26 protein-coding genes, 1 pseudogene and 1 riboswitch are annotated in these 25624 nt (G+C 58.1%); of the genes and pseudogenes, 15 read left to right on the top strand and 12 right to left on the bottom strand.

What is annotated here, in order from left to right:
* Positions 1–485: 485 nt before the first annotated feature.
* Genes ACYQ8E_RS15030 through ACYQ8E_RS15010 form a run of 5 tightly spaced genes read right to left on the bottom strand, consistent with a single transcriptional unit; the run spans position 486 to position 8062 of the window.
* Positions 486–1676, bottom strand: a complete 1191-nt coding sequence (locus tag ACYQ8E_RS15030) for a Wadjet anti-phage system protein JetD domain-containing protein (RefSeq protein WP_459861295.1) — start codon at positions 1674–1676, stop codon at positions 486–488.
* Positions 1676–5170 (bottom strand): SbcC/MukB-like Walker B domain-containing protein, encoded by a 3495-nt coding sequence (locus ACYQ8E_RS15025; RefSeq protein ID WP_459861293.1) that lies wholly within the window; start codon positions 5168–5170, stop codon positions 1676–1678. Before ACYQ8E_RS15025 ends, ACYQ8E_RS15030 begins: the two co-directional genes overlap by 1 nt.
* Positions 5167–5829: a DUF4194 domain-containing protein gene (locus ACYQ8E_RS15020; protein ID WP_459861291.1), complete on the bottom strand. Its 663-nt coding sequence runs from the start codon at positions 5827–5829 to the stop codon at positions 5167–5169. The genes ACYQ8E_RS15025 and ACYQ8E_RS15020 overlap by 4 nt, the downstream gene beginning before the upstream one ends.
* On the bottom strand, positions 5819–7228 hold the full coding sequence (locus ACYQ8E_RS15015; protein ID WP_459861289.1) for a Wadjet anti-phage system protein JetA family protein: 1410 nt from the start codon (positions 7226–7228) through the stop codon (positions 5819–5821). The genes ACYQ8E_RS15020 and ACYQ8E_RS15015 overlap by 11 nt, the downstream gene beginning before the upstream one ends.
* The gene (locus tag ACYQ8E_RS15010; protein ID WP_459861287.1) at positions 7229–8062 is read right to left on the bottom strand and encodes a WYL domain-containing protein; all 834 of its coding nucleotides are present in this window, start codon (positions 8060–8062) and stop codon (positions 7229–7231) included. It lies immediately after the preceding gene.
* Positions 8063–8223: 161 nt separating this feature from the next.
* On the opposite strand from ACYQ8E_RS15010, the gene ACYQ8E_RS15005 reads away from it, so the two are divergent.
* The 5 genes from ACYQ8E_RS15005 (at position 8224) to ACYQ8E_RS14985 (ending at position 10426) form a co-directional block, all read left to right on the top strand.
* Positions 8224–8865 carry a hypothetical protein gene (locus ACYQ8E_RS15005; RefSeq protein WP_459861286.1) on the top strand — a complete coding sequence of 214 codons (642 nt, stop codon included), beginning with the start codon at positions 8224–8226 and terminating at the stop codon, positions 8863–8865.
* A gap of 103 nt (positions 8866–8968) precedes the next feature.
* Positions 8969–9253, top strand: a complete 285-nt coding sequence (locus tag ACYQ8E_RS15000) for a DUF4258 domain-containing protein (RefSeq protein ID WP_066724414.1) — start codon at positions 8969–8971, stop codon at positions 9251–9253.
* Entirely contained in the window at positions 9250–9729 is a 480-nt protein-coding gene (locus ACYQ8E_RS14995) for a type II TA system antitoxin MqsA family protein (RefSeq protein ID WP_066724412.1), read from the top strand. The genes ACYQ8E_RS15000 and ACYQ8E_RS14995 overlap by 4 nt, the downstream gene beginning before the upstream one ends.
* Before the next feature lie 77 nt (positions 9730–9806).
* Positions 9807–10040, top strand: a complete 234-nt coding sequence (locus ACYQ8E_RS14990; RefSeq protein WP_197463724.1) for a type II toxin-antitoxin system Phd/YefM family antitoxin — start codon at positions 9807–9809, stop codon at positions 10038–10040.
* Positions 10040–10426 carry a type II toxin-antitoxin system VapC family toxin gene (locus tag ACYQ8E_RS14985; RefSeq protein WP_066724403.1) on the top strand — a complete coding sequence of 129 codons (387 nt, stop codon included), beginning with the start codon at positions 10040–10042 and terminating at the stop codon, positions 10424–10426. The genes ACYQ8E_RS14990 and ACYQ8E_RS14985 overlap by 1 nt, the downstream gene beginning before the upstream one ends.
* 194 nt (positions 10427–10620) lie before the next feature.
* On the opposite strand, the gene ACYQ8E_RS14980 is transcribed toward ACYQ8E_RS14985, so the two are convergent.
* The 3 genes from ACYQ8E_RS14980 to ACYQ8E_RS14970 all read right to left on the bottom strand — a co-directional run bounded on the left by ACYQ8E_RS14980 (position 10621) and on the right by ACYQ8E_RS14970 (position 13235).
* A complete protein-coding gene (locus ACYQ8E_RS14980; protein WP_066724401.1) occupies positions 10621–11175 on the bottom strand; it encodes an SOUL family heme-binding protein in 555 nt (184 codons plus the stop codon).
* Between the two features lie 172 nt (positions 11176–11347).
* Positions 11348–12244, bottom strand: a complete 897-nt coding sequence (locus ACYQ8E_RS14975) for a nucleotidyl transferase AbiEii/AbiGii toxin family protein (RefSeq protein ID WP_066724399.1) — start codon at positions 12242–12244, stop codon at positions 11348–11350.
* The gene (locus ACYQ8E_RS14970; protein ID WP_066724396.1) at positions 12207–13235 is read right to left on the bottom strand and encodes a type IV toxin-antitoxin system AbiEi family antitoxin; all 1029 of its coding nucleotides are present in this window, start codon (positions 13233–13235) and stop codon (positions 12207–12209) included. The genes ACYQ8E_RS14975 and ACYQ8E_RS14970 overlap by 38 nt, the downstream gene beginning before the upstream one ends.
* Positions 13236–13517: 282 nt before the next feature.
* Between ACYQ8E_RS14970 and ACYQ8E_RS14965 the strand changes: the two genes are divergently transcribed.
* From ACYQ8E_RS14965 to ACYQ8E_RS14955, 3 genes are all read left to right on the top strand, one after another.
* A complete protein-coding gene (locus ACYQ8E_RS14965) occupies positions 13518–14732 on the top strand; it encodes an IS256 family transposase (RefSeq protein WP_066722594.1) in 1215 nt (404 codons plus the stop codon).
* Positions 14733–14969: 237 nt separating this feature from the next.
* A complete protein-coding gene (locus ACYQ8E_RS14960) occupies positions 14970–15353 on the top strand; it encodes a hypothetical protein (RefSeq protein ID WP_066724394.1) in 384 nt (127 codons plus the stop codon).
* A gap of 373 nt (positions 15354–15726) precedes the next feature.
* Entirely contained in the window at positions 15727–16551 is an 825-nt protein-coding gene (locus ACYQ8E_RS14955; protein WP_066724392.1) for a mechanosensitive ion channel family protein, read from the top strand.
* Positions 16552–16631: 80 nt separating this feature from the next.
* Here ACYQ8E_RS14955 and ACYQ8E_RS14950 read toward each other — a convergent pair.
* Positions 16632–16979, bottom strand: a pseudogene (locus ACYQ8E_RS14950) (hypothetical protein); the annotation flags it as partial.
* A complete protein-coding gene (locus tag ACYQ8E_RS14945) occupies positions 16960–17232 on the bottom strand; it encodes a pyridoxamine 5'-phosphate oxidase family protein (RefSeq protein WP_157471739.1) in 273 nt (90 codons plus the stop codon). The gene ACYQ8E_RS14945 and the pseudogene ACYQ8E_RS14950, both read right to left, overlap by 20 nt.
* 184 nt (positions 17233–17416) lie before the next feature.
* A riboswitch (cyclic di-GMP riboswitch) is annotated at positions 17417–17510 on the top strand.
* Positions 17511–17645: 135 nt separating this feature from the next.
* Between ACYQ8E_RS14945 and ACYQ8E_RS14940 the strand changes: the two genes are divergently transcribed.
* The 3 genes from ACYQ8E_RS14940 (at position 17646) to ACYQ8E_RS14930 (ending at position 21366) form a co-directional block, all read left to right on the top strand.
* Entirely contained in the window at positions 17646–19262 is a 1617-nt protein-coding gene (locus tag ACYQ8E_RS14940; protein ID WP_066724389.1) for a hypothetical protein, read from the top strand.
* 82 nt (positions 19263–19344) lie between these two features.
* Positions 19345–21060 carry an adenine deaminase gene (ade, locus tag ACYQ8E_RS14935; protein WP_066724386.1) on the top strand — a complete coding sequence of 572 codons (1716 nt, stop codon included), beginning with the start codon at positions 19345–19347 and terminating at the stop codon, positions 21058–21060.
* Positions 21061–21105: 45 nt separating this feature from the next.
* Positions 21106–21366: a hypothetical protein gene (locus ACYQ8E_RS14930; RefSeq protein WP_066724384.1), complete on the top strand. Its 261-nt coding sequence runs from the start codon at positions 21106–21108 to the stop codon at positions 21364–21366.
* Positions 21367–21541: 175 nt separating this feature from the next.
* On the opposite strand, the gene ACYQ8E_RS14925 is transcribed toward ACYQ8E_RS14930, so the two are convergent.
* Together ACYQ8E_RS14925 and ahr are read right to left on the bottom strand one after the other, a co-directional pair.
* Positions 21542–21985 carry a VOC family protein gene (locus tag ACYQ8E_RS14925; protein WP_066724378.1) on the bottom strand — a complete coding sequence of 148 codons (444 nt, stop codon included), beginning with the start codon at positions 21983–21985 and terminating at the stop codon, positions 21542–21544.
* Positions 21986–22125: 140 nt separating this feature from the next.
* Entirely contained in the window at positions 22126–23127 is a 1002-nt protein-coding gene (gene ahr, locus ACYQ8E_RS14920) for an NADPH-dependent aldehyde reductase Ahr (RefSeq protein ID WP_066724375.1), read from the bottom strand.
* A 323-nt stretch (positions 23128–23450) separates the two neighbouring features.
* Here ahr and ACYQ8E_RS14915 point away from each other — a divergent pair, with 323 nt between their 5' ends.
* From ACYQ8E_RS14915 to ACYQ8E_RS14900, 4 genes are all read left to right on the top strand, one after another.
* Positions 23451–23957 (top strand): YcjF family protein, encoded by a 507-nt coding sequence (locus ACYQ8E_RS14915; RefSeq protein WP_066724373.1) that lies wholly within the window; start codon positions 23451–23453, stop codon positions 23955–23957.
* 63 nt (positions 23958–24020) lie between these two features.
* The gene (locus ACYQ8E_RS14910) at positions 24021–24200 is read left to right on the top strand and encodes a hypothetical protein (RefSeq protein WP_066724370.1); all 180 of its coding nucleotides are present in this window, start codon (positions 24021–24023) and stop codon (positions 24198–24200) included.
* Positions 24197–24907: a thioesterase II family protein gene (locus ACYQ8E_RS14905; RefSeq protein WP_066724367.1), complete on the top strand. Its 711-nt coding sequence runs from the start codon at positions 24197–24199 to the stop codon at positions 24905–24907. Before ACYQ8E_RS14910 ends, ACYQ8E_RS14905 begins: the two co-directional genes overlap by 4 nt.
* Positions 24897–25592: a 4'-phosphopantetheinyl transferase family protein gene (locus ACYQ8E_RS14900; protein ID WP_082820161.1), complete on the top strand. Its 696-nt coding sequence runs from the start codon at positions 24897–24899 to the stop codon at positions 25590–25592. Before ACYQ8E_RS14905 ends, ACYQ8E_RS14900 begins: the two co-directional genes overlap by 11 nt.
* Positions 25593–25624: the final 32 nt, after the last annotated feature.

The raw sequence follows: 25624 nt of genomic DNA, 5'->3' as shown, positions 1-25624 counted from the left end.
GTCTGCACCCTAAGGAACGTCTACCGGGGAGGTTTTTGTCTGACGAATCAAGCGCACAGCGTTAGCTAGAGCGAAGCGAATCTGCTTCGGGAGCAGGGGGTCGGAGGTTCAAATCCTCTCGCCCCGACCATACAAAAATAACGTCGGCCATTTGGTCGGCGTTTTTTTGTTATTGACCAGAGAGAGGATTTGAAGCGGAGCGAGCGCTGACTGAATGTCAGAACAGCGGCCAGGGATGGCCGCGCCAGCGAGCGGAGGGGAGCCTACGCAGGAAGGAGCGTAAAGCGAGAGACGTAGTGGGCAAATCCTCTCGCCCCGACCAAATTTTCCTTATAGCTTCATCGGCTTTCGATCCCGAGCACGAAAGCCAACGCCACACACCAGAACGCCTACTGTCCCTCTACGGTCAGTAGGCGTTCTGTCGTTTTGCGATCTAGATCTTTTTTTGCCGAAAGGCAGTTGCCCGGCCCATCCCCCCCGAAAAGCTAAACCGGAGACCGTGGGTCAATGTTTTCCTGCTCGAGGACTAGATATGGGCTGTTTGCTCGGGCGGCCTCTGCGAGGGCTTCGATTTCTAGGTTGCCCCCAGCCTGATCCACGGACACGGAACGCACGGCTTGCTCCGGTTCCTTACCATAGGAACGGAGAAGGTCGGCGGACATGAGGTGTAGGCGCAATGGGCGCTTCAGCAGGGATTGCACATGCCGGGCAATGTTCAGCCCTCCGAAGTCGATATCTCCCCAGTGGTAGAACGGTATCGAGTCGGGCATGGCCTTATCTAGCATCTGGAGGACTGGTGCCGTGGTTGGCCCCATAAACCCGCCTGTATAAACCACAACCCCCCAGTCAAAGATTTCCCGACAATGACGATTGAACGAGGCCAGGTTCTCAACGGTGAGCACAAACTCAGGGAGGCCCAGATTTCGAATTCCACGGATAGCGTCAGCCGGAAATCCGAGGTAATTCGGCAAAGAACCTACCTGGATCCACGAATCTTCGATCTGAACCTCGATCGGCCCTTTTATGCAGACCATCGGTGGAAATTTTACAAGCCCAAGAGATTCAAAAAGCTCAAAACCGTCAAGCCCCGTATCGAATCTTTCGTTCCAGACTCTTGCGAATCTATCACGGATCTTCTCCATAGCTTTCGAATTCCCAAGTTCCTTTGCGCTAAAAGTCCGCAAATCCAGTCCTTGCTGACGGTTATTTCTGACGGCATGGATGGCCTTCATCAACAAGACCGCATCGTCTACGGTACCTGGTGGCATCCGGTAGGCAGACTTGTTTTTATCCCACTGGCAGATGATCTTGGTAAGGATGTCCCGCAACCAAGGATCGCTGGGTATCCGGGAAAGAATCTCCTGAGCTGAACTGCTTGCAACGTCTCTTGCTATGGGTTCTCCAAGGTACTCTGCCAGAGCCCGTCCATCGACCAGCCAGATTTTATGGAGGATATTGCTGTCATGGAACCGGCCCCACTCCAGGGTGACACAGCCAGCCCTTTCGGCGCTTTTGAGGCTGCCATGTAGACGGTCCTTTTCATCCGGGTTGGTGGTGGTGAAATACTCCTCTGCCTTGCCCTTTTTGATCGGCAGGGATTTGCGTCTTTCACCGTCAGGGTTGGACTGCCACGACTGGAGGAGTTTGTAGAGAAGGCTGTGTCCGGGTTCCATCATCAACTCGCCGCGACAACCGAAACAGGCTCGGACTCAGGTGTAGCATCTGAGTCCTTTCCCTTGAAGGGGTTATCTGACCGTAGAAGTTTGTGGGTTTTATCCGAAAGGTATTCCACTTCGATTTCGATATTCCCACCGTCCTTGGTGATCCAGACCATCGTGTTCATTTGTGACGCCAGAGTGGTGTACTTATCGTCGGGGGCGGCCAGAAGAACCTGCAGAGAAATCTCCTTCAGGAATTCGAGGCAGTTGAAGATATTGCCGGCGTCCAGTTTAGAAAACGCTTCATCGAACGGGGCAAGATTCATCCCGCCATAGGTTGTCCGCCCGGCCCGGCCCTGGAGCTTGTAGGCCGACGCCAGAGATGACCCGATTGCTACGTAGAACGGGGCCATATTCTCCCCGCCGGATCCTTTTGCGATCCGGTGTTTCATGTTGGCTACTTTTTGCCCGGTCAGCAGAAACATTTCCACATCGAAAACGAAATAGTTCCGGTAGTCCTGCACCAGTTTTCCGCGAGCTTCATCCTGAAAGGCCTCCTTGATATATTCGAAGGCAGCTCGATGAGGGGAAGATTGATCGTTTGCCGGGTCAAATAGTCCCCCAATGGCACCGGCGGTCGATCGATCGAATTCGAAGTCAACAGCTAGGTCATAGACCGGCTTCAGCTCGGATGATGGTTGCGCCCTGAATTGGTAGTATTCTCCGTTGAACGGCCGGTTTTTGAGAATGCGGTTGAGCCCCTTGATATTCTCTTCCACGTCCTTGAGACGCTCGCCGAGGCGGCCGATAAACTTATCCCGGAATATCACCTCCACATTATGAAGGGCGATTGTTGCCTGACTGGTATAGCTAGCCAGGGTCGTTTCCTCGAGCTGCTTCTTTCTCGCCGAAATGAACTCCTCCCGGTCCTCGAAAGAGTCGAACGCCCAGCCTTCTCCACCGGTCAGATGCACCTGGGCCTTGTTGGTGGCGAGGAAGTTTTGTAAACCTTCTACCGCCAGGTCATGCTGTTTTTTCAGGTACTGGTCCTTGGTGCTGATCGTCTTGTCAATGGCGTCAATGACCGCTTGGTAGGGTGTGTCGATATTCTCAAGCTTGGAGCGAAACCGGTCCAGAATGTCCACGGCTCCGGAGGCGTCCAGCTCGGGGTATTTCTCTCGCCACGACGACTGTTCATTCTCAAATACTTTGGCCATTTCCAAGTGGGTCTCGACGGCTTTCCGGAGCTCCCCTCGCTTTTCCGCCTTGGTACGAATGTTCTCATCCAACTTTCCGTTTTTCTCACTGAGGGACGTGTGGGACGCCTTCAGACCATCGATCTTGTTTTTCAGCCCTTGATCGTCGGTGGCCTCCAGAATGGCTATTTCGTCATCGAGATGTTTTACCTGCGCCAGCTTCTCGTTTCGGCGGCCCGCTTGAGAGGTTAAACTTTCGGCGGCAGCAAACCTTTCATTGAAAGCATCGAGGAGGGTGATGGCTTGCGACAAGTCCTTCTGACTTTCCAGAAGTTTTTCTTCCTCCCGTCTCTTGGTCTCCTGGACGCCTTTCAGCCGCGCGAGTTGTTTCTCGCGGTTGCCGCGACCGAGAATCGTGTAGGAAGGCTCCGTCATCATGGTTGTGGTGCCACCGCTAGCCAACATCAGATCTGCGGTGGCAGCACGTTTGTGCTTCAGAAGGTCAGCCTCGCTCTCCACGCAAATAATGTTGCCGAGTCGGAGGTTGATAAACGCCCTAGCGTGCCGATCATCAGTCGCTATCAGTTCAGCTAGAGAGCCCTTTTGGCACCTGTCGATCCACTCCTCGGTTTTTGTCGTATTGACGATATGCGCCCCGCGGTACTTGCCCCCTTCGTACCGATAGATACGGACGGCGGATTGGGCCAGGTTGGGGGGAACGATCAGGGCTTCCCTGATATTGCCCAGAACGGCTTCTATTGTGTTTCGCCAGGATTCGTCTTTGACATCAATCAGGTCGCACAACGGCACCGGGTCGATCCGGTTCGCTTTGAGGAGATCAATGAGATCGACGGTTTTTTGCGCCAGGGGCGACTCCTTGTTTTCAAGGCGGGCGATGATGCGGGCGCGTTCCTTGTTCTCATCGACAATTGGCGAAATCCGTCCCCACAACTGCGAGACGCTGGACTGCATCGTCTGCCTGGTTTGTCCGCTATATATGGTCAATACCTGGGTGACGGCTCTGTCAACCTCTTCCGGGTTTTTGGGCCAGTCACCACTAAGCAAGTCATCTTCGATTTTTGCCAGTCTGGTCAAATTCTCAGCTACGGGAACCAGTTTCCCGGGGAGGAGGGCCTTACTTTTACTGATATCCGCAAGCCCGGTCATTTTCATCCGGCTCGATTGCATCTGGTCCTGTATCAGCGTGGCCGCGGCCTCCAGGGTTTTCTTCTCTTTTTTGTGTCCTTCGATTTTTTGTGCGACATCTTGCCGTTTACGTTCTTCTTCACAAGCGACCAGCTTACGGAAAACTTTATCCTGTTCGGCCCTCCCCTGCGTCAAAATGTCGTTCAACTCTTCCAGTTCGACATTCAAATCGTCCAACTCGACTTGCACCGGGCTTGACGCTTCGTAGCACTGCTCGATCCTGGCCGCCATGAATGCGTACTGATGCAGACGGATCTCGGTTTCCGCAGTGCGGACGTTTTCACAGAACTTTTCGAGCGCCCCCAACTGGCTGATACATTCCGAGGTTTGGTTGGCCTTATCACGCAGTTCGCGCCAGAAATCCAGGGAGGACTTCAGGTCCCGAATGTTAATGTCGCTGGGGTCAAGCATATTCTGCTGGATAAACTTGGTTGGATCGGCGATTGGCTTGAACGCTATGGCCGACAACAGGGACTTGACGATGGTGTGGGGGTTCATCGGAGCGCCGGGTTCGGCGCTCATGATGGTGTACAAGTTTCGGGTGAAGTCTCCGGAACCTTTCGAGGGGAGGATCAACGAGGCATCGTCATTGAAATCTTTCCCCAACTTATAGCGCCGCAATAGACGATCCCTGACATCATTCCAGGGAAGCGTGACTTCGCCACCAGAGACATTCTCAGTGAAAAAGTCTCCAGTCAAAGGCACATTATCCCTAGTGATGAAATAACCGCAGAAGTTTTCCTTCGGATCCCTGGCCGAGGACCAGATCGAGACCCCGGCAGACAGGTATTCGAAATTTTCGTCATCTCGGAAACACAGGACGAGGTAGGTGTTTGCAGAGGGGCGAGGCTCAACGCGCACGGATGAATTCGGGTCACTGACGATCCCGAGGCAATATTCTCGAATCGTCCGAGAGGACCGCTCATTACTGCCCTTATTGAGCGATATCCGGTTTTTGTCTCCTCCTGCCAGAACCGTTTGTACGGCATCAATGATCGAAGATTTCCCGGCGCCGTTGGATCCAACAATCGCGGTATGCCCGACGATAGGGATTTCCTGTTTTTCAAACAGGTACCACTGGACGAGGATGATGCGGGTGAGTCGTTTCATTCTGCCTCCTCGGCTACTGGCCCTTGAACTTCTTCGTTTTCTTCCCCATCGTCGTCATCTGTGTCGCTATCTTCTTCGTCGTGGATGATGCCGGCATGCTGTTCGAGGACCTGGAACCAGCTTTCATTTAAGACCAGGCGGACCGCTGGGCGGATTCTGAAGTCCAGCAGCCGGTTGCTGTTCTCCTGGATATCATCGACCAATCCGGAGCGTTTGAATTCTATCAGGAGACGACGCAGATCGGTCAGTAATGGGCGCTGTTCGGCTCCGGTGGAGACGAGATATTTCGCCAGCAGTTTCTCCGAGTTGGTGTGCGCACAGCCGTTCTTGATCTCGAACCTCTCTAGTGCGTCCTCATAAACGAGGCGTAGGGTAAGTAGCAACAAGGCTTCTTCTTTTTTGAGCCGTTGCGAAGACATCCTTCCGCGGGGGAGCACCCCGACCATGCCCAGCTCCTGGTCGAGAACGAAGTCGTGGTCGATTGCGTCGAATAGATTCTCAAAGTAGGCTGCGTGGCCGGCCAATACCAGGTAGCTTTTCCTTTCCTTGTCCTTGTCGGAATACAGAAACTGTTTGGCGAGAAGGGTTGCGGCAACCCTTTTTAAAGTCCCGGCTTCGACATCCTCTCGCTCGGATACTCTTCTCAGGTCAGTTAACATTTAGTCTCCGTTCGACGGTAAAATTGGGAATAGTGGCCCATTCGGTTTCGATCTGTTCCGGCCTGCGCTGGATATGAAACTCCTTGGCTCTTACCTGCCCCTTCCCCAGCATTCGGGGAAGTCGACGAATCAAGAGGAAGGAAATCAGATCCTCCACCGTCTGAATGGAAAACTCGGCGGCGCTCATGACTGTCCTGTCCCCCATCTGCTGATCCAAATAATTCACCACCCTAAGCGGTTCGTATGCCCGCCTTTTCATGTATTCGCGGACGATCTCTTTTTTCTTGCGAGCCTCTGGGCTCAGCTCCCGTGATCGCAGAACCTGGACGGTCGGTTTTTCTTTTCGGCCATGGGGACTATATATACTGAACTGGCTGACAGTCTGCTGCAGGTTTGCCCTGACCGGGGTTGGTAAATCTTCGTGCTCGTTGAGATTTTCCCCGAGGGTTCTGAGAAGGTCTATCATCCGTTGAGAAATACCCGGCATGGTTCGGTCAATAAACCGGACTGTTTCAGCCACCCTGTTTTCCAGCCGGAAGCAGAAAGAGTCGATTTTTTCAAGGCGGCGATCCACCGAACGGAATATCCGCATGATGAACTCCATGTCTCGTTTGAGACGAATTGACGCCTCATCGCCGTCGATATTGTAGTGGTCCTGATAGTGCCCCACCAGGGTTGTAATATGAATATCGGAATACTCCATAAACTGGAGGTGCTGAAGTATTCGCTGCCTGAACCGAAAGGGGTTATCTGCGGAGTTGAGGGTCTTGTAGTCGGCAACAAGGATGCGCTCGACAAACTCTTCGAAGAAATTGGCCAGAACTTCCCGTGGATCCTTGATCTTGGCCAGCAGGTCCTGAACCTCCTTGAGGCTGTAGAGTATCCCGCGAAGGTGACTGGAAAACTCGCGCGTTTGGGCTACAGCATCGAGAAAGACCAGGCCCCTGTCCTTGGGGTGGTTGAGGGCTTGTTCAATGTGCCCGAGGATTGAAAGAACCACGCGCCCGTAGCTCTTCTTTTCCCTTCTTTCGATATCAATCAGAGCCTCAAGCAGCAAGGTCGCGTTGGGGTTTGGTGTGACGTTGGTATTGTAGCCATCCTCTTCCCATTCCAACCACCCTGTATTAACCAACCGGCGGAGGATGTAATCTGCTGCTGCTGCAGGTGTGTTGTAGATCGCGCCGCCCTGGTCCTCTTCATCGAGAAGAAGCAGTTGATCCTCCATGATTAGTACCTGGTGAATTCGATCTAGGACGATATCTCGGCGCGGGGAGTCTGTGGCCGGGTTCTCATCGTCGAAAAAAAGAACGTGTAGTTGCTTCAACACCTTCTCGATGATGTGCCGGTTTGGGCCTGAGAGGGGCCGGAATATTTCGTTGGGCAGTTTGCCGAACAGCACTTATGCCTCCTCCACCACTTCCTTCGCCGGCATAATTTCCTTGTGCCACCTGTCTACGTCCTCGCGGTTGACGATCATCAGCTGCTGCTCCCGTGCCTGGTCGGTTTCCTTGACCAGATTGAGTTGGCGCAGCAGGTATGGCAGGTAGGCGTGACGCAGAGGGAACAATACCTCCCCTTCGGTCATGTCGTAGTCCTCAGCGATGATCTTTTGCTGCATTGGGCTCAGGCCAGGATGCGGGGCCAGAACAATCTGGATGATGCTGTTCCAGTAGGTATCCTTCTCCGGCCCAGGGAGGTTGGAGGGCTGATCTATTCGGTCGACACCGAGAATCCTGGCCAGCAGGAAGTCCCGGAAGTCCCCTGTTCCCTCGCAGTATCCCCGGACGTGCCAGCGGCGGCCGTCGGAACCAAAAGTGTGCGGCCTGACCACCCGTTTGATCGCCTCCGGACGGGACAATGACTGGTAGACGATGCAGACATTCCGTTCATCGGATATAGCCTGGAGGATCGGGCGCAGGACCGAGGGCGCGATGTGTCTGGACGGCAGAGGCATGATCTCGGCCGGCCCATCCCCCCGCGCCATTTCACCGAGAACAGCGTCGGACGACGGCGAGCCGAATTCAGGCTTCATTTGCGGGGTCGGCAGGTAGGCCCTGACGGTCCCGTCGTATTGGATGTTTTGTGGTGAGAGCCGCTGGTAAGTCTGGAGATCGGTCGTCGCCTGAACCATGGAAACGCCGAAGGCGGCACTGATGTCGCTGCGGTTAATCCTCCCCTCCCAGCGCAGTTTGTCCTCGATGAATCGCATCCGTTGGGTTTGAGCCCACTGCATAGCCTTATCCTTCCAAGACGATCATGCTTTCTTTTACCTAAAGTTTCTTGTACCACAAGCCGGCCAGTGAGGAAAGCCTTATTTTTCTTTCGCGTCCCCGTGTCTGAAGCAGCACCAAGGGTCACTCGTGTCAGGCCTGCAAACATGGAAATAGGTTACAATTGCACAATTGCAGGCCTGACACGAAATCCTTCCGCGACCTGGCCGGACAGCTCGACGCCCACCGCAAGCGCCAGCAGGAACAGCACCCCGACCTCACCCTGACCGGCATGTACAACGTGCTGGAGAAGCTGCGCGCGGGGGAGACGCTGACCGCCAAGGAGAAGACCATCCACGAGCAGGGGCTGGTGTCGGTGCTGCGGCAGCTGCACGACGAACTCGACGCGGCCGTGGCCGATGCCTACGGCTGGCCGGCCGACCTCGCCGACGAGGCGATCCTGGAACGGCTGGTGGCGCTCAACAAGGAGCGCTCCCGGGAGGAGGAGCAGGGACTGGTGCGCTGGCTGCGCCCCGAGTACCAGAACCCCTCCGGGAGGGTGGGAGAGTCGCAGGGGAAACTGCCTGGCAGCGAGGAAGCCGCCGCCCCCGTCGCCGCCAAGGAGAAGCCGGTCTGGCCCAAGACCCTCCCCGAGCAGGTCGCCGCCGTCCGCGCCGCCCTCACCCAGCGCAGCGCACCGACAACGGCCCTGCAACTCAAGGAGGCTTTCAAACACGCCCGCGAGCCCAAGGTCCAGGAAATCCTTACCGCCCTCGCCTCCATCGGCCAGGCCCGCGAGGTGGAACCAGGCGTATTCGCGGCCTGAGCTTCGGCGCAATGCGCTGGCCATGGCAGCGTCACAGAAAAACACAAAAGTTGTTTTTATGACAACTTTTGTGTTGCTCGACCAAAATAGGTGTATTATATAGATGCTCCTCGAACCTCTCAGACCGCCCGAGACCAAAAAACTGATACGCAAGATCCTCAGCGAAGGCATCGTGACCTACGCGCAACCGCATGCCGAAGAGCGGATGCGCGAGCGTGATATCAGCACTGTCGACTGCGTCAACGTCCTGCGGGGCGGCAAGGTGGCCGAAGGGGAGCAAGAAAACGGGACGTGGCGCTACCGGGTCTATACCGGCAGGATGTGCGTCGTCGTCAGGTTCGAGTCAGAAACAATCCTGCAAGTCCTGACTGCATGGAGAGTCAAATGAAATGCGAACGCTGCGAACACGGTGAATTTGTCGAGTCGCAGGAGAATTACCATTACCGTGAATGTGGGCTGGATAACGTGACCCTGGTGGGAATCACGGTTCGCAAATGCCCCGATTGCGGCAACATCATGCCACTCATCCCCAGCATCGAGGGACTGCATGATGCCCTGGCCCGGGCGATCATCAGCAAGGACGGTCCATTGGCGGCAGCGGAGATTGTCTTCCTGCGCAAGTCCCTCGGCTGGTCGGGCACGGATTTCGCGCGCAACATGCACTGCGACAAGGCCCAAATCTCCAAATGGGAGCACGGCACGGTGACGATGTCCAAGTCCAACGACCTGCTGTTGCGCGAAAAGGTGGCCTCCGGCAAGAAGATCTCCGACTACCATAGTGCGGACCTGACCCTGGAGAAAAGGGTCAAGCCGCACCCCTTCAGATTACAACTCCAGAAAAAACGGTGGAAGGAAGCGGCCTAGATTTTTCCTTGACCGTGACGCAGCAAAGGGCTACTGTTGGCTAGCTAAACTTAGCTAGGTCCAAAACGGAGATGTTTATGCAAGTCAATATGCACGAAGCAAAAAGCAAATTGTCAGCCTTGGCAGAAAAAGCCTGGGAAGGGGAGCCTGTTGTCATCGCAAAAGCTGGAAAACCCTACCTTGACCTCCTTCCGCACAAGGAAGGGCGCCGTCAGCGTGCGCCAGGCCGCTTCAAAGGCCAGATTCGCATTGCAGATGACTTTGACCAGACGCCGGAAGACGTTATTGAGGCGTTCGAAGGGAAAAGCTGATGCAACGCTTCCTGCTCGACACGCACGTTTTGCTCTGGTGGCTTGATGACGCACCAAGGCTAGGCCCACGTTGCAAGGAACTCATCGCCGATCAGCGCAATGAGGTTTTTGTCAGTGCCGCAACCACCTGGGAAATTTCAATTAAAAAAGCTCTTGGTAAATTGGAGGCCCCGGAGGATATAGACTCCATTGTAGAAGATGAAGGATTCAGTAAGCTCCCCATCAGTCTCTACCATGGCCAATTGGCCGGTAGCCTTCCGGTGTTCCATCGTGATCCATTTGATCGAATGTTGATTGCGCAGGCCCAGTCAGAGGGTCTAACCCTGGTGACATCTGACGAGAATATGGGCCTGTATAAGCTCCGTCTTCGGAATCCCGAGGAGTAAAAAGTTACTCTTCAAGGCCTTGCTGAGCCTGCTTGACGGCAAATCACCCCCAGGAGGTTCAATTCCTCGCGCCCCGACCAAATTTTCCTTCAGAACCAAGCATTTAAGGCCACCCATGCCTGGGTGGCCTTATTGCGTTTCATCTCTTTGGTCCGTGTCCGGTCCTGGTGGACGCCGGGCTGGAGTCTACACGGTCATTCCGCGACCGGAATCAGGACTTCATTGCGGCGCATGAACCACGGCACAAAAGGGGCATTGTAGCGGGCCCAGATCGGCTCGCCGACCGCCTCCAGGCCCTGCTGCTGAATCCAGGCCTCCAGTTTCGTCAGGTTCTCCGTGTAATTATCCTCGCTCCAGAAGCCCGAATATCGCACAGCGGCAATGCGCCGGGCCGGGACCTCGCGCAAGGTCACCGTCGGGTCGTCCGGGATCGGCAGCGTTGCCATGCCATAGGAGGCGGGCATCATAAAACTGACCAGCCAGCGGTCACCCGCCTTCTGCTGCCCGACCGGAGCGGTCATCGCTATCTTCTCACCCTTGGATTGCGACACCGGCGCGGTCATCGCTATCTTTTCCTGCGCCTTGTTCGCTCCCGAGATGTAGCGGAAAAGATTCTGGAAAGCATTGCTGCCGGCACTTTCAAGATCACCCGCGACGGGAGTCTCGGCGACGATGTGGGGGGCATAGTCGCGGAGCTCGAAGGGGCTGTCGGCTTTAACGACGGTGTAGGGTGCTTCTTCGATGGCCATAACGGAATCGACTCCTGAAAGAAGGATGACGAGCGCAAAAAGGATCTGTCGGGTTGGTATTTTCACGGGCTATCTCCCATCAAGGTTTTAAACATCAGCTTACCCGTTGAGGATATCAACTTTTGGCAAGTCAAACGGAGCCCCCTTTTTGTCGGCGGGAAGGATCGCCTCTTCAATGCGGATGGGGGGGAAGTTCATGAACGCCCTCTTTCGCAAGGGCCTCGGCAAAACCCTCCGTCAGTTTCTTCAACTTCAGCATCGTCTCGTCAAAGGAATCCTTGATTCGGACGCCCCTTACCATGTCGGTAACCAGGCGACAACGCTGCCGTTCGTCTATTTCTTGAAGCAGAATCATCTTTACCGCTTCCCCCGTCTCCTTGTTGGCCATGGCGGCCATATCTCGACCCAACAATCGAACCCCGGCCTGGGTTAAGTCGAATTCTTCTTGCTTCAGCAGTTCCGTTTCCTCATCGAACAGCCGGTCGACATTGCCAACTTCGGCGTAGTTCACCATAAGGAACAACAGGTCTTCCGCGTCCTTGGAGCGATGCGGATAATCGTCATCCCAGGAAATCAATTTCATTAGCGCCATCCCCGGGATGGTCGGCACCTTGACGTCGAGTGGCGGGTCGGCACTGAGCCGGACAATCACTCCAGACTCGTAGGCTTCCTGAAAAGCCATAATGTTCATCATCACCTGATGTTCTGGCGGCCAAGAGATATTCCGCGTATCGGCACTGACTCCACCATAGGGGACGATGTCGACGAAGTAATTTTCGCAGGAGAGGCGATGCGGCTCCCTTGTCGGTGCAAACTTACCCGATTCGATCAAAGCGTCCTTGAGCTGTTGGAACTCCTCCCAGCCGGCAACCTCAACGCCGATATCAAGATCAAGTGTCCCTCTTCCGACGGGGATGTTATGTCCATGATAGATCAACCAATCACGGGCAGTGGCGCCGACGACAACGAAGGGGATTCCCCTCGCGGTTGTCTCCTGCTGAATACACCCAAGGATGTTGACCAGAAGCGGGTTAATTCTCCCGGACAAGTTGTAAGAGATGTCGGTCATAAATCATCTTTGCGGTTTCGATGTTGCGCTGATTACCCGTCGCCAGCAAATCGGCATAGACCAGGAGCGGGTGAACCATGTCCCCGTTGGGGGGGATCGTCTCCGGCTGCCAGAAGCGGGCAACCAACTCCACATCCCCTTGCGGATTCTTTTTCAGCCGATTCGGAATGAGAAGGGCAGCGGGATCATCCCGGTCCACGTAAACGGTGACCGTCAGCGGTTTCAGGTAATTGGTAAGCTTTGCCGCCGCCACCTCTCCGCCCCACAATGCCTTATCCGGTTTCAAGGTCGCCTGCTGCCACCACCCTTCCACGCCGTCATAGCGTCCGAGTACCAGTTTCGGGCGCAACTGCTCGGCATAGGCGGTGACCCAACGATTAAGGAGGTGCTCTTTTTCAATCAAGCGCAAATTCCGGGCGCGACCGGTCGTCCCCATTGTGGCTAAGAAACCCAGTTCTTCAAGATCCCTCACCACCCTGTTGACCATTCCCAGAGCAACATCTGTCTTGTCGGCAATAGTGCGATAAGTCTCGTTCTCGAGACCTGGCTGACAGAGAAATGCGTAAAGAACTCGCAGCCCGGTCTGTTTGAAGACACGGGGTGTTGCGGAGGTTTCAAGGATGTTTCGGGCCTTGTTCCCTTTGACAAAGAGGTAAACCGGTGGCTGGTCAATGTAGCCATTGCCGGCGGCATCGATAAACTGGATGCCATCCTGGCGAAATTGGTCGGCCCTGTTAGCTGTGACCTGGGGCAGTGCCACCACATAGCGTTCGGGATTTTGCAACCACTTTCGAAAAATTAGAGCTGCAGGGATATTCTGTGCGCCGCCTTCATCGACAACCACTTGAAGGTCGGCATCTACCCCCGGGATTTTCAGAAATGTTTCCTGCTCAGCCCCCTTCTCGACCAGCTCAATTGCCACGCCTGTCTGTTGGGCAAAAGCCCCCCGAGCCGCTTCCAGAATCCTTTTTTTGCCCTTTGTCAGCTGCATATGTTCACCTTTTTAGTTTGTTCACTTTTATTGAACATATATATTTTGTGAACTTTATGCAACTGGTAAATCACTCCGGCAAAAGGACGAAATCCCCGGGCAGGTCCATCAGCAGCACCGGATGACGAAAAGTAGAAAAGGGTCAAGTCTCCGTTTGGCTCTTGTTCGCAGCAACAAGCAGCATCTTGATCTTGTTGATTCGCCCCTGACGGAGGGTGTAAAAAAGATTGTGTAAATGGCCATTCAGGGGTACACCGGGACCCCACCCTCTAAGGAGCCCCCATGGCCATCGAAAAAGATCTGCTGGACCGTCTGCTTGCCGACTACAAGAAGCCCGAAGACCTGATCGGCGAAACCGGCTTGCTTAAACAGCTCACCAAGGCCCTTCTGGAACGAGCTTTGGAAGCGGAATTGACCCAACACCTGGGGCACGAGAAGCATGCTCCCGTGGCCACGAAAGGCGGCAATGCCCGCAATGGCAAGTCGGCCAAAACCATCAAGGGCGAATTCGGCAAACTGCCGATCGAGGTTCCGCGTGACCGGGACAGCAGCTTCGAGCCGCTCATCATTCCCAAGGGCCAGACCCGCTTCGCCGGCTTCGACGGCAAGATCATCTCCCTCTACGCCCGGGGGATGACGACCCGGGAGATCCAGGGGCATCTGGAAGAGATTTATGGCGTCGAGGTCTCTCCCGCCCTCATTTCCAGCGTGACCGATGCCGTCGCGGACGAGGTCAAGATCTGGCAGAACCGACCGCTCGACGCCCTCTATCCCATCGTCTATATGGACGCGGTCCGGGTCAAGGTGCGAGACAACGGCCACGTCAGCAATAAAGCGGTCTACCTGGCCCTGGGCGTCACCCTGGACGGCATCAAGGAGGTCCTGGGCATGTGGGTGGCCGAGAACGAGGGCGCCAAGTTCTGGCTACAGGTGGTGACCGAGTTGAAAAACCGGGGTGTCGAAGACATCTTCATCGCCTGCGTGGACGGGCTCAAAGGTTTCCCCGAGGCCATCGAAGCAGTCTTTCCTCGCACCCAGGTCCAGCTCTGCCTCGTTCACATGGTGCGCCATTCTCTCCGCTACGTCTCCTGGAAACAGCGCAAGGAAGTGGCGGCCGATCTGAAGTCCATTTACCAGGCCGCGACGGCCGAGCAGGCCGAAATGAACCTGACGGAGTTCGAAGCGAAGTGGGATAAAACCCACCCCTCCATCGGCCAGTCCTGGCGGCGCAACTGGGAGAGAATCACCCCTTTTTTCGCCTACCCGGCGGAGATTCGCAAGGTGATCTACACCACCAATGCGATCGAATCGCTGAACATGTCGCTGCGCAAGGTCACCAAGAACCGGGGCTCATTCCCCAACGACGCAGCCATGTTCAAACTGCTCTACCTGGCGCTGAACAATATCGCCAAGAAATGGACCCTGCCGATTCGGGACTGGAAGGCCGCCCTCAACCAGTTCTCTATCTTGTTCGAAGGCAGGTTGCCGGTTTACTGACGACAAAAACCCAAGCCATTTACACAAACTGATTTACACCGCCCCCTGACGCCCTCGATCGGTTGTCAGTCGATGCCTTATTCGCTCTGTCGCACTGCTTGCGTAACTGTAGCCGCACATGCCGAAGAGAGTACCGATCGACAGCAAGCCGTCCGCATAAATTGCGGATGCACCAAATTGCGAGTATCATTGTTTTATCTTCAGGTTACACAAATCGAAGAAGGAGGTAACCGAAAAATGAAATGCCCGTTATGCAAAAGCAGGGAACACGTCGAGATCGACCTTCATGCTGAAGGCTTTGCCCAGGACGCACGGGAATGCGGCACTTGCGGAGGCGTCTGGACCTTCTCCGATGGCAAGCTGAAGATCATCAAGGGGCAAGTTGCAAAAAGACAGCTGGTTCAAACCGAGTTCGTCTGCCCCACCTGCCGATTCATGGTTAGTCAGGAGACCGAGCTGCATGCTTTCCAGTTCCATGAAGAGTTGTATGAGTGCCTGATTTGCGGGACGGTTTGTTCGGTTGCTCATGACAAGGTTGAGGTCGTGAAAGATTCGGCGAAAGACTCGTTCCTGGATTCCACCGGCGACAAGGTGGAAGCGGATGACTACAACACCATGTAAGTGAACCGCACCCCTTTTTGGGGGCTTAACTTTTTCAGCAAAAGGGGTGCGTCGGGTTCAAATCCTCCCGTCCTGACTATCCGCACAACGGCCGCCGCAACCAAAGCCGGCATTGGGAAGATTCGGTATAGGCGGTCACCGAAAAAGCAGAGCACATTGCGGGTCGTGTGGCAGGAACGACCTGGGCGGCCGCGAGAGATCAAGGCCCAGACTGCCATCCGGGAGCATTAACCTTGGGCAGGGACAGCCCAGAGGGTCCCGGACACTTGACCCGGCAGAGTTTGACCTCTTTGTTCTGGTCTTGAGGTTGAGATCCGCAAACATATGCATTCAACTTGATCGACAACCCTGGATCGCGTCACAGGAGGACAAGATGGGAAATCCATTGCAGGACAGCGGACAATATATGGACACATTGATCAATCTATTCGTGGTGTGGGGGCCCAAACTGGTCGGGGCAATACTGGCTCTGATTGTTGGCCTTTATCTGGCGACCTGGGTTGCCGGCACGGTTGGCAAACAGATGGAGAAAAAAAAGATCGATCCGTCGTTGCAACCCTTTTTGAAAAGTTTGATCAGTACCTTGCTCAAAGTTCTGGTCGTTGTCAGTGTTCTCGGCATGGTCGGCGTCCAGATGACCTCCTTCATTGCCATTCTGGGTGCGGCAGGATTGGCGATCGGGCTGGCTCTCTCCGGAACCCTTCAGAACTTTGCCGGCGGGGTCGTGCTCCTGATCTTCAAGCCCTTCAAAGTTGGTGACTACATCGAGGCCCAGGGTTTTGCCGGCACCGTTCGGGAGATCCAGATATTCAACACCATCCTTAAGACACCCGACAACAAGACCATTATTATTCCCAACGGCGGGCTTTCAACCTCGTCCATGGTCAACTATTCCACAGAAGCCACCCGCCGGGTTGACTGGACCTTCGGCATTGCCTACGGTGATGACATCGACAAAGCTAAGAAGGTTCTGACTTCTCTCCTTGAAGGCAATGACAAAGTTCTTCAGGATCCGGCCCCGTTCGTCGAATTGGGTGAACTGGCCGACAGTTCCGTGAACTTTACGGTCCGGGCCTGGGTCAATACGGCGGATTACTGGGCGGTATATTTCTTCATGCTGGAGAATGTCTACCGGAAGTTCGGCGAAGCGGGACTGAATATCCCCTTCCCGCAAATGGATGTGCATTTGCACAAATAGCCTGGATGAACAGATTAAAGAACAATCAAGGGGCCGGTTTCTGCCGGCCCTTTGATTGTTGCTCTGGGAAATTTGAGTGATCAGGCGCTCAGATCATCCACCCTGGCTTCGGGAGCATTTTTCTTGACCGATGTGGTCCCATTCCCCAGGGCCGAATAGGAGGATTCATCTTCGCGGAACTTGATCTTCCCCTCCTTGTACCAGGGTGCGCATCTGGCCGAAGAATTCGCCGTAGCGATGCCCGTAGTCGTCGAAGATAATGAAGCCCTGCGTCCTGATCCGCCTGGTGAGCAGGATCCGGGTCAAGAGGGGAGGTCCGGCCCCGGGGGAAGTTCGGTATCGTTGTAATGGACAATCAGCCCACAGACCGGAATCCGGGCTCTCGGGTTCAACAGGGGGAGGACGGTGTCAAAGACGGCGCTGCCGACCATCACCGCGCCGAAGGCGACAGGTGGGGCATAGGATGCGGCCCCGCATGTAAGGATCGAGGGAGAGGTAGACGGCATGGGGGTTCTCCTGCAGGTTGCAGTGGGTCAGGCGATCGCGCATGATCATCGCCAGGGTGCCGTCCGCCTGCAGGTGGGGGCGGGCGTAGATCGCCGCATCGACCTCTCCCTGCCGATCCGCGGTCGAAAGAGTTCCGGTACCCTGCCGGGTGGTAAAATATTCTTCCAGGTCCATTGGTCTGATCCTTCCCGTCGGTTGAAATTTTCCGGCACCGCGCTGCCGGGCGGCTCACATCGCCGGGCAGCATCCCCCACACTTTACAACATCACCGCCCATCGTTTCCTCTCCAGCGCAGGATTTTGCCTGTTTGACAACCCCGGAAGATGAGGTTTACTTCATGCAACAAAAGCAAGCTTGCCTCCGATAATGGCAAACCCGGAGAAATCCGGGGACGCAAAGCCATGGGTCCTCGGTTCCGCTGAACGCGGCACACGGATCGCCAGGTCGCCGAAGAGGATGATGAACGATGTCCACTTTCCCGCCAGCGGCGCTCACTTATTTCACACAAGGAGTGCCGTTTTCGTTGGCGGAATTCCTCTGGCGGAACCTTTACCTGCAACCATCCCCCAAACCAAGGAGAGAACGCCATGAGAGTTGCCTGCTGCCTCCGCCTGCTGCCGTTGCTGGTTCTGCCCTTTTTCCTCGGTTGTGGAAACGACTCGGACGCTACCCTCGTCCGTGGGGTGGTGGCCGACGGTTACCTGGAGAACGCCCAGGTTTGCGTCGACCGCAACCAAAACCGCCGCTGCGACCCTGACGAACCGGCGGCGATGAGCGACGCCCAGGGAGCCTTCCAGCTCATTGCCCCGGCCCACTGGCTGGACGAGTCGCCGCTGATCGCCGAAATCGCCGCCGGGACGAGCATCAACCACGAGCCGGAGGGTGACGTAGTTGCTGACCGTGACTATCTTCTCTCGACCCCGCCGGGGGCCTGGCGCCGCGCTCCCGCCGACGGCCGGATCTTTATCAGCCCGCTCACTGCCATGGTCCACGAGCGGATGGTCAGCTATCCGATGACCCTGACGGAGGCGGTCGCCTACGTCAGGGCGCAGATTGCCACCGACGCCGACCTCTTCGTCGACTACCTGGCCGGCGAGAAGGGTGGGGAGCAGGCGGAGGAATACGCACGGCTGCACCGCATTGCCCGGGTCGCCGCCCTTTCGCTGCAGGACCAGATGGAGATCTTCGCCACAACCGCCGCAGCCAACGGCTTTCCCTGCGACAAGGCCAATCTCTACGCCGCCACTACCCGCCAGGTGCAGCAAAAGCTCGTCTATTACACTCAGATGACGGAAACCGCGAGAAACAACCCCGATCCGCGGGCCATCCTCGATGCCAATTCCACCACTCCCGGGGTTGACGAGATCAAAGCCAAGCTGGCGATGATGGCGATCCCGGCGCCAGCCGCCGATCCCCAGCCGATCTACGCCGCCGGACTCTACTGGGCCGACCTCGACATGGATCAGGATGGCAACCTGGTCGCAGAGTACACCCGCGACGGCCTCGGCGCCCCGAAACCGGACGGGGGTTACCAGCTCGACCGCTCAAGCTACCGTTTCGACATGGCAAGCACGACCTGGACGGCGGTACCGGCAGCGGAGCTCCAGAACGAGTACCACCTCCACCTCACCCCCGAGGGGTGGGTGCGCTGCGATCCGACCATCGAGCAGACGCTGGAATTCCCGGGGAATAACCGCGTGCTCTGGACCGACGTGCCGACCGGCCTGCGCTACAGCGAAGCCCTTGGCGTGAAGAAGGCGAGTGGGGAGGCGATCAATACCTTCCTCTACGGCTACGGCCTGACCGCGGCGGAGACAGCCATCTTCCCCGCAGCGGCAGAGTTCTACCAGGCCATCTCCGTTCCGCTCCAGGACATCTACACCATTTACCCGGAACGGGCGATCCCCATTGACGGAGGCTCCCTTTTTCCTCCCGGGATGACCAGCCTCCGGGAGATTGCGGCGCTGGAGGATTTCCCCTTCGCCAACGAGTTCCGCGAAGTCATGGGGGAGGAGGTCCTGATGGTCTATTTCGTGCGCGGAGCGCCCGGCGCGGTCCAGATGAATACTGGGTTGATGGTGCTGATCGACGGCCTGCTCTATCCCGGTGAATCCCGGGCCCAGGGGGTGCCAGAGACCTACCTGGATTTCAACCGTGCCGCCCTCGACGCCATGACCAGCGCGGCGATCGCGACTCTCCCCTGATACCGCCATCCGGTTCCGCCGGGTGATCGCCAGATCCAGGCAGATTTCAGGTCGCCCGCGGAACCGGGACAGGAGAAAAACGATGACCACTCCGTGCGCACACCTGATTCGGGTGGCCCGGGGGGAGGCCCCGGCGGACCTGCTGCTGCGCAACGCCCGTCTGGTGAACGTCTTCACCGGCCGGATCGAAAGCACCGATGTCGCCCTGGCCGGGGGCCGGGTCGCGGGGTTTGGCGACTACCGTGCCGAACGCGTACTCGACCTGCGCGGCCGCTACCTCGCCCCGGGCTTCATCGACGCCCACGTCCATCTCGAGAGCGCCATGGTCAGCCCGGCCCAGTTTGCCCGGGCGGTATTGCCCCACGGCACCACCGCGGTGGTGGCGGACCCCCACGAGATCGCCAATGTGCTGGGACTTTCCGGCCTCGACTACATGTTCGCGGCCAGCGCCGACCAGCCTTTCTCCTTTTACTTCACCCTCTCCTCCTGCGTACCAGCCACCCATATGGAGACTTCCGGTGCCCGCCTCAGCGCCGCCGATCTCGCGCCGCTGATGAAGGACCCACGGGTGGTGGGCCTGGCGGAGGTGATGAATTTCCCCGGCGTGATCGCCGCCGACCCCGAGGTGCTGGCCAAGATTGCCGGGATGCGGGCTCTGGGCAAGGCAGTCGACGGCCACGCGCCGGGGCTGGGGGGGAAGGCACTCTGCGCCTACCTCGCTGCGGGTATCGGCAGCGACCACGAATGCTCCACCCTGGCCGAAGCCCGGGAGAAGCTCGCTGCCGGCATGCACATCATGGTGCGCGAGGGGACCGCGGCGCGCAACCTCGATGCCCTGCTGCCGCTGGTCGATGCCCAGACCGCCCAGCGCATGATGTGGTGCAGCGATGACCGCCATCCCCAGGATTTACTCGCCGAGGGGCACATTGACAGTATCCTGCGGCGGGCGGTGGCGCAGGGGCTCGACCCGGTGACGGCCATCCGCATGGCGACCCTGACCCCGGCCGAGTATTTCCGGTTGCCGGGGCTGGGGGGAGTGGCACCGGGACGGCGCGCCGACCTGGTGGTGCTGGACGATCTGGCGCGGCCGACGGTTCGCCAGGTCTTTGTCGCCGGCCAGCTGGTGGCAGAAGAGGGAGAACTGGTGGCGGGGCTCTCCTTCCCAGCCACTCCCAAGGCGCCGACCAGCATGCGCGTCCCCCTCGACCGTCTCGATTTCCGGTTGCCGGCCGCCGGCGAACGGCTGCGGGTCATCGAGGCGAGTCCCGAGCAGCTCACCACCGGAGCCGGATCGGCCACACCCTGCGTGCGAAACGGACTGGCGGTCGCCGACCCCGCGCGCGACCTGCTCAAGCTGGTGGTGGTAGAACGGCACCGTGGCAGCGGCGCCACCGGCATCACCTTCATCCGTGGCTTCGGCCTGAAACGGGGGGCGCTCGCCTCCACAGTCGCCCACGACTCCCACAACATCGTCGCCGTGGGGACCAGTGATGCCGAACTGCTGCTGGCGGTGAAGAGCCTGGTGGCCGGGGGTGGGGGGATGGTGGCGGTTGCCGCTGGTGAGGTGCTGGCCCGGGTTGATCTTCCCATCGCCGGGCTGATGACCGACCAGCCGGTGGAGGTGGTGCGCGACCGGTTCCAGGCCCTGGTCGCCGCCGCCCGCACCCTCGGCGCCACCCTGCCTGATCCCTTCATGACCTTGGGCTTCATGGCGCTGCCGGTGATCCCCTCCCTCAAACTCACCGACCAGGGACTAGTCGATGTGGAACGCTTCGAAATCGTCTCCCCTTTTTGTTAGGAGGGATGGATCGATGACCCGGAAAGCGGCGACTGGTGGGTCCTGGTGCAGAATTGCCAATTCGGGCGAACGGGGGATTCTTTTATACTACGCTATGGCGTCATCGCGACGGGGGACGCCGCCAGCGACCTGGTGAGCGTCCAGCCGGACCGGACCGACGGTTCTCCTTTCGGCCTCGACCTTGCCTGGGACCTGACGGGCGCCGTGGTCGGCGCTTCCTGGTACGGTGCAGTGCAGCTGGGTCCTGCTGCGGGCCGCCCCGGGGAAATCGGCATCCTGCCGCTGCGGCTACTGGTGACGGAGTAATCGGCCCCCTGGAACCGCGAGCAAAATTGGCATTCCGGGCCTGCCCAGGAAAAGTCGGGTTTGAAGGTTTCGCTGGCATGAAGATAAATTATTTACCATCGCTTCACGTTGCAGCGGCGGCCTCAGTTTCGTCGATGGGCTGGATTCTTCATCGGCACTGCTGCGATCGACATGGTTAATCGCCACTTGATTCCAGAACCCCGGCATCGAAACAAACCAGCTCGACCGAATTGCCGTCGGGGTCGAACAGATAAATGGAGCGCCAGCCGAAGCGGGGGTGGTCGGCCAACTGGATCGGGACACCAAGGGCCATCAGACGCCCCTGCTCGGCTTCAAAGTCCGCCTTTTCCATGGCAAAAGCGAAGTGATGCAAACTGCCGGCACTGGCATCGGCCAGTGCCGGCTGCAGGTCCTTCGGGCCGCTGAAGGTGTGCGACATCTGGAAAATGGCGAGCAATTGCGGGTGCCCCGCAAAATCGTCGGCGACCTTGAGAAAGGTTGCACTACCAACGGTGGCAAAGGGTTCAAGGCCAATGATGTCCCGATAGAAGGTTACCAGCGCCTGCGGATCCGCACTGCGCAGTACCAGCTCTCCCAGACGTTTGCGTGTTTTTGCCATTCCCGAGCTCCTTTTTCGAAGCCAGCCCCATGCAGACCTTACCACCGCAGCCGGGTTATCTTTACGATAACCTCCCTCCCTGCGGGGAGGTAACCGGTTGCCGGGGTATCCGGCGTTTGCAACTCACCCACGCTCCCATCTTAGCGACTCAGCACGATGCGGTAGCGCGCCTGACCGCTGCGTAACCTCTCCAAGGCCGCGTTGACCTGCTCGAAGGGGAAGGTCTCGATCACCGGACGGATCTCGTGGCGGGCGGCGAACGCGAGCATGCGGGCGATGTTGGCCGGGCTGCCGACCGGGGAGCCGGAGATGGAACGCTGACCGCCGATCAGGGGGAAGACGGCGAGGTCGAGCGGTTCGAGAGAGGCGCCGACGAAGTGGAGCCGCCCCCGGGGCCGGAGGGTGGCGACGTAGGCGTTCCAGTCAAGCTTGACGTTGACCGTGGAGAGGATCAGGTCGAACTGGCCGGCCGCCGCCTTGATCTCTGCCGGATCACGGGAGTTGATCGCCTGGTGGGCGCCGAGCTGCAGCGCTTCATCCTTCTTCGCCGCACTTGAAGTGAAGGCGGTCACCTGGCAGCCCCAGGCATTGAGGAACTGCAAAGCGATATGGCCGAGCCCGCCGATACCGATGACCGCCACCCGGTCGGTCGCCTTGACGTCGAACTGCAGCAGCGGGTTGAAGACGGTGATGCCGCCGCAGAAGAGGGGACCGGCGCTGGCGCTATCGAGGGCTTCCGGCAGCGGGACGACACTGGCGGCCGCCGCCCGCACCCGTTCGGCGAAACCACCGTGGTGACCGATAATGGTCCCGGCCGCAGCGGAGCAGAGGTTGTGGTCGCCGTCCATGCAGCTGGGGCAGGTCATGCAGTAGCCGGCGTGCCAGCCAAGGCCGACCCGCTGGCCGACTTTCAGATTGTTTACCGACGCCCCCACTGCGGCGAGAGTACCGACGACCTCGTGCCCCGGGACCAGTGGATAGCGGGAGATTCCCCACTCGTTGTCCACCATGCTCAGGTCACTGTGACAGATGCCGCAATGTTCCACGGCGATTTCAACGTCGTTGGCAGCGAGGGGGCCGGGATCGTATTCGAAGGGCTGCAATTGGCTACCGGCGGCAAGCGCGGCATAGGCTTTGATCATGATACAGACTCCCTGGTTGAGGTTGGTGATTCCCTATCAGTCAAGTATAGGCTCTTCACCGCTCCCGCAACCCTTCCCGGGGAAATTTTCCGTCGTGGCCATGAACTACCCCGCAGCAAGCTACGGGGTATCAACAGCCTACACCCTTAGTAAAAATCGCGCAGCAAGCTGCGGGGAATTGAACCCAACTTTTGATTAAAAAGTGGATGTGCGGGTGCCAATGCCGACTTTAATTAATTCTGTTTGACTTTAAATGTTTTGGTGATATTAGTCTCTCTTATCCACGGCCAAATGGTAGGAAACCTTTTCCAGGGAGGATGGAAATGAGTGAGGCAGCCGCCGTTATCGAAGAGACCGCAACTTCGACGACCGAAGGGGAACTGACCCGCGCCGAGCAGGCCGGTCCCATCATCAAAAATCACATGTATATGGCCGCCGGACTGGGAGTGGTCCCGGTCCCCCTGGTCGATCTGGTGGGCTTTATGGCGGTGCAGTATGACATGACTAAAAAGATTGCCGGCATCTACCAGGTCGAATTTTCCAAGGAACGGGTCCGCAGCATTGTCCTTTCGCTCCTCGGCAGCGTCCTGCCGGTGGCCCTCACCCACACCACCGCCAGCCTCCTCAAATTCGTCCCGGTTCTGGGCACCTTTGCCACCGCCCTCTCCGTCAGCACCCTGGGAACCGCCAGCACTTACGCCATCGGCAAGGTCCTGGTGCAGCATTTCGAAACCGGTGGCACCCTCCTCGATTTCGACGCCGTAAAGATGCGCGACTATTTCAAGCAGCAGTTCGAAGTCGGAAAGAAAGCGGCCAAAACGACCAAGTAAAGTTGCCATCAAATGACCGTTCGGGGCTCCTTACGGAGCCCCGAACCTTTCCGGGAGGGCTCCATGGGAATCATCTTCTCCCCCTATTTTCTGCTCTATCTGGCGCTTTCGGTTATTATTGCCACCCTCGGCTATCGGAAGAAGCTCGGATTCTGGGGCTACCTTTTCGCATCCCTGCTCCTCACCCCCCTCATGGGGCTGTTGCTGGTCATCGTCACCGACAAACGGCCGGGGCCGGCGTGATCGACCTGATCTGCCTCCCGTTTGCCGGCGGGAACCAGGCTTCTTTCGCCTTTCTCAAGCCGTACCTCCCAGCCAACGTCAAGCTGTCGTGCCTGGAGTATCCCGGCCACGGCCGGCGCCTCGAAAGCGCACCCCTGTGCGATCTCGACGCCATTGTCCGCGACGCCCGGAGCCAGCTTGAGGAGCGCCTGCAAGGGGACTATCTGCTCTTCGGTCACAGCCTGGGGGCGAGCGTTGCCTTCCTCCTCGCCGAGCAGGTGGCCAGTTCCTTCTTCCCCCCGCCCCGGCATCTCTTTCTGAGCGGACAGGGCGCCCTCACCCAAAGAGCGCCCAGCCGCCGGCACCTGCTTCCGCGCCGGGACTTCTTCGGCCTGATCGCCGATCTTGCGGGGACCCCGCCGGAAGTGCTGGACTGCCCGGAATTGCTCGACCTGCTGGAGCCGGTGCTGCGGGCCGACTTTGCCGCCCTCGACGACTATCCCCGCACCCGGTTCCCGACCCTCCCCTTTCCGACCACGGTCCTGTACGGAGATGCTGACCCCTGCGTCTCCCGCCCCGCCATCCAGGCCTGGCAGGAACTCTGCGGCGGAGAATTTTCCCGGCGCGAATTCTCCGGCGGACACTTTTTCATTCATGAGCATGCCGCGGAGATTGCCGCCCTGATCGGGGCCGCCGCGACTGCGGACACTCATTGCCATGCCTGCTGAGACGACGGTCGTCGTCGCCTTTGCCAGGCCCGCACTCCACGCCGCAGCGGAGGACGTGTTGCCCGAACCGTTGTGGGCCGAGGTCCGGCGCCTGCAACGCCCCATCGACCGCCAGCGCTCGCTGACCGGCAAGCTGTTGTTGCGGGAAATCCTGATCGGAGCCTTCGGCTACCCGGCCGACATTCTCCAGCTGTTGCACAGAACGCCAGAGGGGCGCCCCACTCTCGGTCCGGCAGGTCCCGGACTGAGCATCAGCCACGCTGGCGAACTGGTCGCCTGCGCGGTGAGCCGGAGCGCCGTCGGCATCGATATCGAAGCCCGGCCCGTCGCCGACCTGGAGAGCTGCCTGCAGGTTTTCGCGCCGCCGATCGCTGCCCTCATCCGCCGTTCTCCCGATCCGGAACAGACTTTTCTACGCTACTGGACCCGCACCGAAAGCGTCCTGAAAGCCCTGGGGACCGGATTGGCCCTGGCTCCGGACCAGCTCGCTTTTGCCGCGGAGACCGTGGCGGTCGCCGGCCGAACCTGGCACACCCGGGAACTCGACCCGGGGCGGCCGGGGCATACCTGCTATCTCGCCACTCCCCAACCGGCCCGGGTAGTGGAATTTCCCCGGCCTTGCCCAACTGCAGGGGCCACCGCGCCAGCCTCCGGTCGCCCCTGGGGGGGTCGACCGGAGGCCTGAGGCAAGGATCCGCCAACCAGGATTTCCCCCCG

The sequence above is a fragment of the Desulfuromonas carbonis genome (assembly GCF_054658035.1).
This window is presented reverse-complemented; position numbering and strand designations above follow the sequence as displayed.